This is a genomic window from Oceanispirochaeta sp., assembly GCF_027859075.1.
GTDB lineage: Bacteria > Spirochaetota > Spirochaetia > DSM-2461 > DSM-2461 > Oceanispirochaeta.
The window spans coordinates 22,053-35,537 of sequence record NZ_JAQIBL010000292.1 but is presented as its reverse complement, the minus strand read 5'-3'; the positions used below and the strand labels follow the sequence as shown (position 1 = coordinate 35,537).

General features: G+C 42.2%; 14 protein-coding genes. 8 read left to right on the top strand and 6 right to left on the bottom strand.

All coding sequences use genetic code 11. The annotated features are described in order from the left end of the window. The 5 genes from PF479_RS16350 to PF479_RS16330 all read left to right on the top strand — a co-directional run. A partial coding sequence (locus PF479_RS16350; RefSeq protein ID WP_298008704.1) for a sugar ABC transporter ATP-binding protein occupies positions 1 to 1,462 on the top strand: 1,462 nt, incomplete at its 5' end. Between the two features lie 5 nt (positions 1,463 to 1,467). Beyond that, positions 1,468 to 2,433: an ABC transporter permease gene (locus PF479_RS16345; protein ID WP_298008701.1), complete on the top strand. Its 966-nt coding sequence runs from the start codon at positions 1,468 to 1,470 to the stop codon at positions 2,431 to 2,433. A gap of 10 nt (positions 2,434 to 2,443) precedes the next feature. Next, positions 2,444 to 3,391 carry a sugar phosphate isomerase/epimerase gene (locus tag PF479_RS16340; RefSeq protein ID WP_298008698.1) on the top strand — a complete coding sequence of 316 codons (948 nt, stop codon included), beginning with the start codon at positions 2,444 to 2,446 and terminating at the stop codon, positions 3,389 to 3,391. 245 nt (positions 3,392 to 3,636) lie between these two features. Continuing rightward, positions 3,637 to 4,014 carry a single-stranded DNA-binding protein gene (locus tag PF479_RS16335; protein WP_367277254.1) on the top strand — a complete coding sequence of 126 codons (378 nt, stop codon included), beginning with the start codon at positions 3,637 to 3,639 and terminating at the stop codon, positions 4,012 to 4,014. A gap of 158 nt (positions 4,015 to 4,172) precedes the next feature. Beyond that, positions 4,173 to 5,234, top strand: coding sequence for a hypothetical protein (locus PF479_RS16330; protein ID WP_298008696.1), 1,062 nt, complete (start codon positions 4,173 to 4,175; stop codon positions 5,232 to 5,234). Between the two features lie 101 nt (positions 5,235 to 5,335). Here the strand turns inward: PF479_RS16330 and PF479_RS16325 are convergent, their stop codons facing one another. From PF479_RS16325 to PF479_RS16310, 4 genes are read right to left on the bottom strand one after another with little or no spacing between them, the layout of a single operon-like run. Beyond that, entirely contained in the window at positions 5,336 to 7,258 is a 1,923-nt protein-coding gene (locus PF479_RS16325; RefSeq protein WP_298008693.1) for a beta-L-arabinofuranosidase domain-containing protein, read from the bottom strand. 23 nt (positions 7,259 to 7,281) lie between these two features. Beyond that, positions 7,282 to 8,112 carry a carbohydrate ABC transporter permease gene (locus tag PF479_RS16320; RefSeq protein WP_298008689.1) on the bottom strand — a complete coding sequence of 277 codons (831 nt, stop codon included), beginning with the start codon at positions 8,110 to 8,112 and terminating at the stop codon, positions 7,282 to 7,284. After that, positions 8,109 to 9,014 carry a carbohydrate ABC transporter permease gene (locus PF479_RS16315; protein WP_298008687.1) on the bottom strand — a complete coding sequence of 302 codons (906 nt, stop codon included), beginning with the start codon at positions 9,012 to 9,014 and terminating at the stop codon, positions 8,109 to 8,111. The genes PF479_RS16320 and PF479_RS16315 overlap by 4 nt, the downstream gene beginning before the upstream one ends. Before the next feature lie 57 nt (positions 9,015 to 9,071). Further along, a complete protein-coding gene (locus PF479_RS16310) occupies positions 9,072 to 10,418 on the bottom strand; it encodes a sugar ABC transporter substrate-binding protein (protein ID WP_298008684.1) in 1,347 nt (448 codons plus the stop codon). A gap of 110 nt (positions 10,419 to 10,528) precedes the next feature. Here PF479_RS16310 and PF479_RS16305 point away from each other — a divergent pair, with 110 nt between their 5' ends. Then, complete coding sequence (locus tag PF479_RS16305; protein WP_298008681.1) at positions 10,529 to 11,419, top strand: AraC family transcriptional regulator; 891 nt, start codon at positions 10,529 to 10,531, stop codon at positions 11,417 to 11,419. Between the two features lie 173 nt (positions 11,420 to 11,592). Here PF479_RS16305 and PF479_RS16300 read toward each other — a convergent pair whose 3' ends face one another. Further along, complete coding sequence (locus PF479_RS16300; RefSeq protein WP_298008677.1) at positions 11,593 to 12,462, bottom strand: DMT family transporter; 870 nt, start codon at positions 12,460 to 12,462, stop codon at positions 11,593 to 11,595. Positions 12,463 to 12,645: 183 nt separating this feature from the next. On the opposite strand from PF479_RS16300, the gene PF479_RS16295 reads away from it, so the two are divergent. Continuing rightward, complete coding sequence (locus tag PF479_RS16295; RefSeq protein WP_298008674.1) at positions 12,646 to 12,873, top strand: M20/M25/M40 family metallo-hydrolase; 228 nt, start codon at positions 12,646 to 12,648, stop codon at positions 12,871 to 12,873. A 102-nt stretch (positions 12,874 to 12,975) separates the two neighbouring features. On the opposite strand, the gene PF479_RS16290 is transcribed toward PF479_RS16295, so the two are convergent. Further along, positions 12,976 to 13,104 (bottom strand): hypothetical protein, encoded by a 129-nt coding sequence (locus PF479_RS16290; RefSeq protein WP_298008671.1) that lies wholly within the window; start codon positions 13,102 to 13,104, stop codon positions 12,976 to 12,978. A gap of 94 nt (positions 13,105 to 13,198) precedes the next feature. Between PF479_RS16290 and PF479_RS16285 the strand changes: the two genes are divergently transcribed. Then, a complete protein-coding gene (locus PF479_RS16285) occupies positions 13,199 to 13,351 on the top strand; it encodes a hypothetical protein (RefSeq protein ID WP_298008669.1) in 153 nt (50 codons plus the stop codon). Positions 13,352 to 13,485: the final 134 nt, after the last annotated feature.

Below are 13,485 nucleotides of genomic sequence, written 5' to 3'. Positions count from 1 at the left end.
GTATTACGGAAATCACTGTGCCTTGAAAAATGTAAGTTTTGATCTTCATGCCGGAGAAGTGCTTTGTCTGGTCGGCGAAAATGGCGCCGGAAAATCTACGCTGATCAAATCCCTCTCCGGGGCGATCACCCCTGACAAGGGCATAATGATTTTTCAAGACGGTGAAGAGAGAAGTCAGTTGAAGCCACGGGATGCCATGAAACTGGGATTGGCTACAATTTATCAGGATGTAGAACTTATCGACTCTCTCACAGTGGCGGACAATATATTTTTAGGATATGAAAAGAAGGGTAAATTTCCTTTATTCGTCAATACTTCTGCACAACGGATTCGAGCGAGAGAAATTCTTGACAGACTGAATATCGGCATCAATGAAAATATGCTGGTGGAGGAACTTTCCGCGGCTGAAAAGCAGAACTTGCAAATTGTCAAAGCTCTTCATCATGAGGCTAAAATTCTGATTCTTGATGAACCGACTAGTTCGTTGGGTCTGGAAGAAACCAGGGCTCTTATGTCTTTAATCGGTGAATTGAAAAGACGGGGGCTCGGAATAGTATACATCTCACATTATCTGGAAGAAGTTTTTGAAATTGCCGATACCATACTTGTTCTGAAAGATGGCAGCCAGGTTGGCACTTATGCCCGAAAGAACACAGATGAGGCAGAGATTATCCGCAAAATGGTGGGTAGGGAGGCTTCTCAGTTCTATACTCGGCAGAGTTCGGAAATTGGACAGGTCGTTCTTGAGGTGGAAAACTTCAATTCAGGTCGTGAAGTTGTAGATGTCAGTTTCAGTGCACAATCCGGAGAAATCCTGGGTTTCGGGGGGCTCGTCGGCTCCGGCAGATCTGAATTGATGAACCTGATATTCGGAGTGGTGAAACCTGACTCTGGAATTCTTCGTCTCAAGGGAGTGGAACAAAAAATCCATTCACCCAAAGATGCCATTAAAGCTGGAATTGCCATGGTTACAGAAGATCGCCATCTTTATGCCATGTTCAAAGAGCGCAGTGTGGCGGAAAATATTTCCACTTTGTTTTTTGAATCAAGATCCAATTTTTTTATCGATCTGGTAAAAGAGAGGAATCTGGCTCTTGATATGAAAGATAGACTGGGTATTGCTGTCGCCGATTTGGATAATCCAATAGTCAGCCTGAGCGGGGGCAATCAGCAAAAGGCAGTCATTGCCCGCTGGTTGTCTCAGAAGGCAGACATTTTTATTTTTGATGAACCAACTAAAGGTGTGGATATAGGAGCCAAACAAGATATCTACAAACTGATGGTTTCTTTTGCCCTGAGTGGCAAAACTGTTCTTATGGTGAGTTCGGATATGCCGGAACTGATGTCTCTGAGTGACCGTATCGCTATCATGCGGAATGGAAGACTGGTAGAAATTTTAGACAATAAAAATCTCTCTGAAGAATCACTGATTCGATACTTCATTGGAATTGATAAGGATTAAGATATATGGAACACTCTCGGCATAGAATGTCTTCTTTGTGGAAGAACCAATGGTTCTTTCTTTTAATTGTAATTCTAGGTATTTCCTTGATTACAGCTATTCTCAATCCAAGATTCCTTAGAATTAACAATATTATAAATATTCTCCAGCAGGTATCCACTCTTGGAGTCGTAGCCGCAGGAGCAACTATTCTCATCATTTCAGGAAATTTTGATATTTCTGCAGGTGCGAATCTTGGTCTTTCTGCCTGTATCATGGCAATGATGATCAAGTCAGGTGTTCCATCGGTTCTGGCAGTACTCACTGGCCTGTTTGTTTCCATGTTTTGCTCATTTCTGGTCGGGGCAGCATCTATAATGTTCAAGGCGCCATCCTTTATTATTTCCCTCGCAGCCGCAGGGATATTTAAAGGGATTTCCCTTGCCCTTACAGCTGCGGTACTTCAGAACATTTATGGCCAGTTTGAATTTCTAGGGGCGACACGGTTCTTCGGTATCGTTCCTCTGTTATTCCTCGTTAGTTTAATTGTTTACTTTTTCGTTTTTATTCTTTTGAAATACACTCTATTAGGGCGGCGTATTTATTCCATCGGAAGCAATCCTACAGCAGCATACTTGTCAGGAATAAATATAAAATTGAATAAACTCATTTTTTTTATGATAAGCGGTGGACTCATTGGTCTTGCTGCCACAATGATGCTTTCCCGTATCGGGGCTGCACAGGCATCGACCGGTTCCGGTATCGAATTAACAGCAATCGGAGCTGTTGTGATCGGAGGAACCACAATGGATGGTGGAAAAGGGGGTATTGTAGGTACCTTTTTCGGAGTGTTGCTTATGGGTGTGATTGCCAACTCCCTTAATATGCTGCAAGTGAGCCCGTATCTTCAGGGTGTAATTAATGGAGTTGTTATCGTAATTGCTATTGCCGTAAGCTCTCTGAGTCAAAGTGATCAGAAACGTGTCGTATAAGGAATGCATAATGTCCGAACAAGTATTCGAAGCAAAAAATAGAAAAATTCGTGAACAGTTTATCTTTGAAAAGAGAAAATATCCTTCCAGATTTGAACGAACTATAGATCTCTCCTGGAGTATCTGGATGTTCGGTACCGAGCCGTTCAGAGTTTCATTGGAGCGGCTGAGCACTAATGGATTGAAATATGTAGAAATCAAAGGGGATCACTTAAGCAAGGATAGCGGGATGACTCCCGAGATGATTCTTTCTGAATTATCTGATTTCAATATGAAGGTATCAGGGACCTGTGGCTTGTTCGGAGAGGGAAATGATCTTTCCAGTATCGATCCATTATCCCGGAAGAACGCCATCGCATATATCCGGAAAGAGATCGAAGTGTTAAAGGCGGTGGATGGGCGGTATTTGATTGTCGTCCCCAGTGCCGTGGGGCGACCCGAAGCTGCAGATTCTCAGGAGATGGAGAGAAGCGCCGAAGCCTTGAGAGAATGTGCCCGGGATTTTAATGGCAGCGGCGTTGCGGCTGGAATTGAGCCGATCCGTTCAGCCGAAGTCAGCCTTGTTAACTCAGTTGATGATGCTTTAGCTTACATCGCTAGAGTAGGAGAATCCTCCATCAGCTGCGTCAATGCTGATACATATCACATGTCCCTGGAAGAAGCTCATATTGGAGAGGCAATAATAAAGTTGGGAAACCGTCTTGTGAATTTACATCTCGCTGATACCAATCGTGATGGGCTTGGACGTGGAATGCTGGACCTTGATACAGTGATTATGGCTTCCTATCTAGTGGGGATGAACAGGGAGGGAAGATTTCTGACTCCCGAACCTTTGGGGCCATTTCCTGATCCTTATGTGCTCTCCACAATGCCATGTGATACCGAAGTGATGGATAAACTGGTTGCCGACACAGTACAATACTTCAGAGAAAGAGAAACTTTCATTCGTTCCCTTTAGTTTCATAATTTTTAATAATTTCTAAATCTGATAAAAAGGAGCTCCACCACAATGCCAATTTTATGAGACCCTTAGTGACAATATAATAAATGAAATGTAAATCAGGTCAAAAGATATCTTCTGGATAGTAGATCATGTTATAAAAAAGTAAAAGATTTTACACATATTTTGAATATCTTTAGGAAATCGAGGGTTTCCAACTATTTTTGGAAACACCTATCCTATTGTTAATAAAGAACGATTAAATAGATCATCTGGTCCGCGATCCTGAGGCCAACCGCACCCCCAAGGGGACTCGGGTCTGCAAGTTCTCTGTAGCCAGCAACAGATTTTACAAATCTGAGGGTATTCGCCAGAGCGAAGTGTCCTACTTTGATGTGGAAGTCTGGTCCAAGGTACCCGAAGCCTGTGAGAAACATCTTAGTAAGGGCCGTGGTGTTCGTGTTGTGGGCCGGCTGAAGCTGGACCGCTGGACCGATGATCAGGGTGACAGCCATTACAAGGTTAAAGTTGTAGGGGAACATATGGAGTTCAAACCCCAGTTTACAGTATCTTCGGGACCGGGAGACTCGAATGAATCGGAAGAAGAGCCTCTGGAGGAATCCGTAGAAGGTTCTCAATGAAAAGCACTCTTATTAATGCTGAATCCACTCATAGCAATATTCAATAAGAATGATAAATAATTGAAAAATTACAGTGACACATCCTCTTTACCTCTCTGTTATATAAGAAAACAGCAGAATTGGTTTTAATCCAATTTCCAATAGAGAGGAATGAAAGAGTGAATAAAAAAACGAGATTATCCTTCCTTGTACTGATAGTCATGATTACAGTAAGTCTCAGTGCAGAAGATGCAGAAAAAAGCCGGGCAGGTCAGGTCACATTTTTTTACCCCATGGGAACCAACGGCACCGAGTCCATGGAATACACAAACAGCTTCTCCCTGAATATGGTCTATGGAATGAATGGCGGGGTGGATGCCTTTGAACTGGGAGGAGTCGGAAATTTCAATACCCATGATGTGAGCGGAATGCAGATTGCGGGAGTCTCAAATATTAATATGGAAGAGACAAGAGGGTTTCAGTTCGCCGGTGTATCCAACACTAATTTCGGAGATTCAACCGGACTCATCTGGTCAGGAACTTTGAACAGTGTTTTTGGAGATTCCAAAGGAGTCCTGGTCTCGACCATCAATGTCACAACAGGGGAGATGAGGGGCCTCCAGGTCGGAACATTGAATTATGCGGCCAGGTCCAAAGGGATTCAGCTCGGTGTGATTAATGTTGCAGCAGAAGGATCAGATTCTCTGCCAATCGGACTGATCAGCATCATTAAGGGCGGTTACTATGCCATTGAAGCCTCCGCTGGAGAAGCTTTGTATGGGAATCTCAGCTATAAGATGGGTGTAGAGCGCTTTTATACGATATTTAAAATCGGCGGATCATTGGTGGACGGGCCTTCATTTATTGAGGGAGACACTTTTGACAAGAATGATCTTATCCTCAGTTACGGGTTGGGATGGGGATCGCTCATTCCTCTTTCCGGCCACAACAAGCTGGCGATAGAGGTCAGCAGCAGCAAAATTGTCTCAAATAACAATTGGGACAACGAGGACGAGGAAGTCAATTTTCTGAACAAACTGGATATAAATTGCCATATTGGTCTTGGTGATCATCTGTCGATCTTTGCAGGTCCCTCTTTCAATGTGTATGTAGCAGATGAGATTATGGGTGATGAAGAAGGTTCACTGCCCATTCCCTATACTTTTTTCGATGAATCTTATGAAGGCACTCAGGTCCAGATGTGGGTGGGTGGTAACGTCGGGATCACTTATAGTTTCTGATAAGCAATTTCTGATTTGAGTTCGGGCTGGTCGTCAGTGGAACCTCAAATCAGAATGCTTTCAGAGGAGGATCAAAGATTTTTTGAAACAAATGAGTTTCTCTATTTATAACGTAACCAAACCCGCATCTCTTGATCTTTAGCCCTGTTTCCCCATTGGAAATAGGGAATTGCTTTAATCTTTACCTTCTCCACAAGAGGTTCTTCAAGGGAGTGATACAGTGCATCATTTCCATTTTTTTTCCGAAAACCATCCAGAACCAGATTGACTGAAGGTGACGGCTCGAGGTCTCCCGGGATAATCTCAGCATTTCCGTTCGTATCCAGTACCAGCTCCTGCAGCTCTGAGCCGTTATCGAATTCTTCAAAGCAGTAGACCAGGGGTCCATAAGTTATTGCCACTTTACCAACATTATCATGTACTTTTGTATTGCTCTGCATATAGCGGACGGCCATCTCTAAATCCAATCTGATTTCATCACTATCATTCCAGATCCTCTCTAAAAGAATATACCCTTTGACTATGGAATAATCCTTAATCTTCAGCCCTCCGACAGATATGCTTAAATTGTCACACCATGAAGGCTTTCGTATGAAGAACTTCATTTTTCTGCTTTCATTCATACTCAGTTTCAGAGAAACCCTTCCACTCCAGGGGTATTGGGTTGTTTGTTCCAGTGTAATTTCCTGACCCCCCACTTCTGTTTTTACGGATGAGGCTGCAAACTGATGGATATAAAGGGAATCTTCATGGGTGCTGTAAATATAACCGGCTACCGATCCAATCAGCCTGGCAACATTCGTGGGGCAGCAGGCACAGTCAAGCCATCCCACTCTGTGAGTTTTCACATGTTCCAGATCATGTCTGTATTGGGCTATTTCAGTCTTAACTTCAAGGGGATTTACATAAAAATATCCCTTTCCATCCAAAGATATTCCACTGAGGACTCCATTATAAAGGGCTCTTTCAATCATGTCGGCATATTTGCTGTCAGCATCGATCAGAGACATCCTCCAGGCCCAGAATACGAGACCGATAGAAGCACAGGTTTCTGTATATCCTCTATCTGCAGGCAGATCATAATCTACGGTGAAGCGTTCTCCATGGCTCTGAGATCCAATAGCTCCCGTTATATAAACCCTTTTGTTTTCAAGATTGTCCCAGAGGTTCGTGAGGGTCTCCCATATTTGGGGTTCCCGGGTTTTGTAATATTGATCGGCCATCCCCGCAAATAGATAAACGGCTCTAACGGCATGTCCGGTTACTTCAGACATCTCTCTGACAGGCTTATGAGCAAGGTAGTAATCTGATTCGAACCATCTGGATTTCGGAATCATACCCTCTTTCGCTGCAACCCCATTATAGTAATTTTTTACAGTTCCCCGTATATTTATAAAATAATCAGCCAGATCTTCATATTTTTCATTCCCCGTTGCTTCCGACAGTCTGTATAGGGCCAGTTCTATTTCGGGATGACCATCATAGGAATGAATCATTCCCTCCTCCGGACCAAATTCCACCACAATCAGATCGGCATATTTGCTCATGACATCCAGGAGTTTTCGCTTTCCTGTCGCCTGGAAATAGGCTACAGCTGCTTCAATCAGGTGACCTGCACAATACATCTCATGACCCATGACCAAATCGGTCCATCTCTGGTCGATTCCTTTAGCAGTGAAGAATGTATTCAGATACCCATTTTCATGCTGGCTTTTTGCAATGAGCCGAATCAGCTCATCTATGTTTTTTTCCATTGCCTCATCAGGATGTGTCATCAGGGAATACGACGCTGCTTCAATCCATTTGGCGACATCGCTATCCTGAAAAATAGTCCCCTCTGGAGTCCCCTCTGATTCTCCAGCAGCTATACGGAAATTTTCAACAGCATAACTTAAAGGAACATCCCGGGTTCGATTATTTAACGTATCCCACTGATAGGGTATAATTTCTTCAGATAACAGATTCGATCTATTCTTCCAAAAACCCTCACGAAGGGTGATTTTTTCTAATGTGATTTTCTTCATTCTATAATCTCCGTATGAAATAATTAACCTTTGATTCCACCCATTGTCAGGCCGGAAACAAAATACTTTTGTGCCATGAAGAATAACAGGATCAATGGTAGAACCGTTAAGGTTGCCGCGGCCATCAATACACCCCATGGAGTATAAAAGGTAGATATAAATGTCCTGAGCCCGATGGCCAGGGTGAACAATTTTGTATCATTGAGAAAGAGCAGGGGTGCCATAAAATCATTCCATGTGAACATAAACTGGAAAATAGCCACAACAGCCATAGCCGGTTTCGCCAGAGGTAAAATGACCTTGACGATGATCGCGGGGTAATTTGCACCATCCATAAATGCGGCTTCATCATAATCCCTTGGGATTGTCCTGAGGAATTGATAGAGCATAAATATGAAGAAGGCATTTCCGAAAAAAGCAGGTACCGTTAAAGGCAGCCATGTATTAATGCCTCCAATAAAGTTCCATTCCAAAAAGAGAGGAATCAGTTGAACATAGGCAGGCAGCATCAAGGTTCCAATACTCAGGGAGAACATCAATTTCCTTCCCCTAAAGTCAATTCTAGCCAATCCATAGGCTATTGACAGATTGGAAATAAGGGCTCCGATAATATTGATCAGAACAATCACGATTGTATTCAAGTAGAAACGGGCGAAGGGCACCATGGTAAAAACATCAACGTAGTTTTGTAGATTCAAACTTTTTGGTACGAGGATCAGGGGGAGTTTGAACATATCTTCGGTTGACATAAAAGAGCATCTTATCAGCCAGAGGAGAGGGATCAGGCTTATGGTCGACCCTATTCCCAGCATTGTATAAATGAAAAAATATTTTGATATTTTTGCTTTTTTCATTTTTTATCACCCTCATAATATGTCCACTGATCGGATGTCTTGAAAATGATCAGAGAAATAAACATTGTGAGAATAAAAAGAACCCAGGCCATTGCATTTGCCATACCCATCTTTCCATATTTGAATGCATTATTATATATATGAAGAACAAAGCTTAATGAGGAATTTACAGGACCGCCATTCGTCATAATATAGGGTTCAACAAAAAGTTGGAGACACTTGATCAGGCTTACAATCATATTGTAAAGGATGATGGGACTGAGCAGGGGCAATATGACAAAATGAAATTTATGCCAGCTGTTACCCCCATCAATTTCGACAGCTTCCATCAGGTCATCAGGAATTCCCTGGAGACCGGCCAGGAATATGACAATGACATTCCCGATATTCCAAATATTCATAATAGACAAACTGGGAATCACCATCTCTGTACTGTCGATCCATTTAACCTTATCCAATCCAAGATTGTTAAGAAAAAAGTTGATGAGTCCGTACTGGTGATTATACATCCATAACCACATGATGGAGCTGACCACGATGGGAATCAGGGACGGGAGGTAGAAGATTGTCCGAAAGACCCCTTTTCCATTGATGCTTGAATTGAGCAGGAGCGCGCCCATGAGTGCAACAAGCATCTGCATGGGGACGCTTAAAAGGGTGAAATACACAGTGTTTCTGATTGATTTCAGAAATAGCTCATCTTTAGTAAAGATCTCAATGTAATTTTGAAATCCGACAAACTCAGGTTTACTTATCATGTCCCAACGGGTCATGCTGGTGAAGATGCTCAATCCCATTGGAAAAACAACCCAAAGAGTCAATCCCATCACCAGGGGAGAAATAAGGATCCAGCCCCACAGGTTCTGCCTCCTATCATTCATTCCTCTTTTTTTAAATGACATTATAATCCTCCACTGCCATAAAAAACAGCTCCCCTAAAGGAGCCGTCTTATTCATTCTTAGTATGTTCCCTGAAGCAAGCCGGATTTTCTGATTTTTTCGGCAGCCTCAGTCAAGGCATCCTTGGCTGAACTTTTCCCAATCCAGATACTCTCAACTGCAGCATTCAGATAATCACCCCATATCTGGTTGATATTCCTGATCTTGATAGGTTCATTAACAGAAATTTTCATGGAATTTACAACCGCCTCACGGTAACCTTCTGGATGGACGTCATTATCAAGCCATTTTGCAAGATCAGCCTCTGAGCTGTAGAAGGACTCTTTTGTGGGCATCCAGAGACCTGATGTATAGAGATCTAATGTCTTTTCCGGATTCATCATCCATTTTTGCAGTTCCCACGCTTCCTCAGGATTTTTTGAAGAATTGAATACTACATTGACACCGCTCAAATATATCTGGGCAGGTTTTTTCATTATAGGTAGTGCTGCAACACCCAGATTCAGATTCTTCATGGCACCCAGTTCAAGTAAAGTCCACTGACCGGTGACCCAGAAACCAAGTTGTTTGTTAGCCATCATTATGGAAGGAGATATATTGGTCCCGCCACTCATTAAAGGCATGACGTTATACACGTTCATCAAATCGGATATATTCTGAAAAGCTTCAATTGTTTCCGGTTTATCCAGGAGGACTGATTTTCCATCTTCAGAAATAATCCCTCCGCCATTGCTCCATACACTTGGATAATACATGGCAGACCATAAGTCATAGCTGACACCATAACGTGCGACATTTCCGGAATCAAATCCGGATTCGCCAGGGTGTTTTCCATTTGTATCAATGGTAATCATTTTCAGGTAATCAACAAACTGATCCCATGTCCAGGCTTTTGTATAATCTGTTGGTGGTAGAGGTACTCCTGCTTCTTTCAGGACATCTTTGTTATACCACATGACCTGACACTCAGCGGCAGTATAGGCACCATAAGTATTCCCTTCAATCTTAAGCCAGGTCTGGGGGATGTAGGTTTTATCCATATTATCCCTGGCAATAAGGTCATCCAGTTTTAGAAAAAAGTCCTTTTCTGCGTAATTTCCGAATTCTTCAGGACGGAAATACCCAACATCTGGTAGTTTTCCTGATGCAGCAAGAGCTTTCATTTTTGCATTGTAAGTGGAACCATCAAGATCACCCGGTAGATACATAGGCTCTACAGTAATTCCCGGATGGGCTCCTTCAAAGGCGGATAGAGCATTTTTTATTGCTTTATCCTCAGCTGGGCTGCCCCAGTATACATAAGTTAAAACGGTTTTGTCTGAAGTATCGGCCTTGCCTTCAGCAAATAGTGCGGTCCCAGAAAAAAATAACAGAACTGAAATAAAAACAAAAACTAGTTTTCTCATTTGATTCTCCTTTGTTCATTTAGACTCATTATAGCTACACCTTTTCATGATGCGAAAGAGAGGAAAATATGTTAATATGTGACACATTCCGACTTTCTAAAGGAGCATGTATGGAATTTGTTCTTTTACCGGAACTATCAAGACTCTACGCAGAAAACTGCGGTCTCGCGATTTTACCTCCCGGATGGATTCACAGAAAACGCAACATTGATACATCAGTATTAATCCTCGGATATCAGGGAGAAGTCATGATGAGTGAGGAGTCTTCTCCCATAAACATCAAGCCCTCCACCTTTTGTATTTTATCAGAAGGGAAGAATCATTGTGGTATTGAAAAACTGAAAGAGAAGGCTAAATACTATTGGATTCATTTTAAAACGGCTTCTCCGCCACAATTTATGTCGGAAAAAGAAGCTACTATCATATTGAATAGCAAAGAAATAACAAAAGCCAGACTCAATGATTCACTTCTACTTCCCAGACAGCTGAATTTACAGAATTCCAATGTAATCCGGGAGGCCTTTCATGAATTATTGTACGAGCAGCAAAATAAATCTTTCACTGATCAAAAATATCAGGCCAATGCGAAACTAATGATGATAAAGTTAAATGAAATGGTATTTGAGATCTATAATACTAATTCCAAAGATATGGACAATAAAAGCATCGTTAACAAAATTATTCATATGATTTATGAGAATCTTACAGATCCTAATTTCTCTGTTAAAGGACTGGCAGATCAGATGTGTTACAATCCGGACTATCTGAATAGGCATTTTAAGCGTATTATGAAGCGCTCCATGATCGAATATATTATTGACAAAAGAATAGAGTATTCACTTGTCGGTCTGATCGACAGTGATCATTCACTTTCGGTCATTGCCAGAAATTCAGGGTTTTCATCCTATAGAAACTTCATCCGGCAATTCAAGTTAAGAAAAAATGTCATACCCTCTGAATATAGAAACCGCCACAGAATGATGCATATTACTAATAAATAATTCTATGAAATCAGGCTTTCTAATACTGTGATTCTCGAAGGGATGTCAGTATTCCATGAGGAATCTCAGCTGTGCTGACTGTTCGCGCCGCATTATTGCATATCAGGCCGATCCAACCGATTCTACCGCCATCGTAGCTGTTGTTCTCCTGAGAAATCATAGGGATGGCTTGATTATTTTCTGCTTTTTATCCCTTTCCGGGAAATCATATTTCCTGCTGCAAAAATCAAAATATACCCACCTAGACTGAATAGATCCGGTATTTCTGTAAAAAAGAGAATGCCCAGCAGACTGGCAAATACAATCTGAGAGTATTGATACACCGAGACCTCCCCGGCGGGAGCATATTTATAGGCCGCTGTCAGGAGGAATTGTCCCCCCGCTGCAGTGATTCCTGCTCCGAGAAGTAGCAGGAACTGAGGCAGTGATGGCAGGACCGGATTTATGAAAACAAAGGGCAGGCACACTATTGTTGATATCAGAGAGAAGTAGAACACGATGGTGAAAGCGTTTTCCTTCCCCCCCAGATAACTGACCATTGTGTAGGCCAGACCGGCAAAAACTGCGGAAGAGAGTCCGATAAGTGCAGGGAGGGGAGTGGAATACTGAAACCCCGGTTTGATAATAAGGAAAGAACCTGCCACAGCCAGAATCAGTGAAAATATCTGAAAAGGTTTTATGGGATTTTTCAGAATAATCCTGGCAAAGAGGATGACAAAAAAGGGGCTCATCTTGTTCAGCATGGAGGAGTCTGCCAGAATGAGATGATCGATACTGTAAAAATAAAACAGAATTCCCAGAGAACCAGTAAGGGCTCTTAAAAGCAGAATCTTTCTGTTTTCTTTCTGCCCCCAAAGAGGCTGTTTTCTTACTTTCAGGATGGTAAAGGCTATAATCAGGCTGATAAGATTTCGAAATAAAGCCTTTTCTATAGATGGCAGATCTCCGGCCATTTTGACAAAGGCGGACATGACAGAAAAGAAAAGGGCTGAGGATATCATCAATAGTATAGATCTGCCTCTGAGGGATTCCTGATAATTCATGGGGTTCCTATTTATTGGTTCTGATTTCTCTTAATTCTCTGATTCTTCGCTGCACCTGCAGTTTTCATTTCTATCTATGTCCGATTCTATTTTTAATCTTTATTTTGCACAATCCTTCATAAACACTCCCTTTACGATGACAGTCCCGCTTCGTTAATATGAAATAATTTCCTTCCCGGATGGTTGTCAGAAGAGTTAGATGAAGGTTTTACAGCATTAGTGAGTGACTCCATCAGGGAATGTGGAAAAAAAGTGGAATACTATGCGGCACCTTACGGTTGCAATGCTCTCATCAGTGCAGCCCGGAGGAAGGTCCCGACGGTTATTCTCGGGCCTGGAGACATCTCCCCGGCCCACAAACCCAACGAGAATATTATCATAGATGAATTGTTAGCCGCTGCCTGTATTTAAGGGACAATCTGCCGAAATAAGTCGGCAAAATAGTATCTGCCTTAAGAATTCCGAAAGATTCACTCATCCCTAATGTAAAATCCGCTTCAGGAACATTTTGGTTCATTCGTGCTTGGGAGAGGAAAAGATCACATCGGGAGTCCTTTCTTCTACAAACATTCCCTCATCTATGAAAATAACACGGTCGGCAACATCCCGTGCAAACTGCATCTCGTGAGTAACCACAATCATTGTGATTCCTTCATTTGCAAGATCCTTCATCCTTTGATGTGGAGGTCTGGTCCAAGATGGCCGAAGCCTGTGAGAAACATATGAAGCCATTGCAATGACTCTTGAAATATTATCAGATGAAGTGTTGTCACAGGAGTTGAATAAGGGCATTCAGGATTTAGCTGCCGGCCATCTTATAGACCTGGACGATTTGAAATCGGAACTTAAGGAATCCATTGAGGATAATAGGGAAGAGGTTTTGATCTGAAATTTTCATGGAGATCCTCTTTCACGGGATCTCCTTTCAATGATATATGATTAAAATATTTTTATATTCCATATCATCCCAGCAAACCACTCACCACTTGATTCAGAATTGACGCGTTTTTAGTGGTTCCTGGT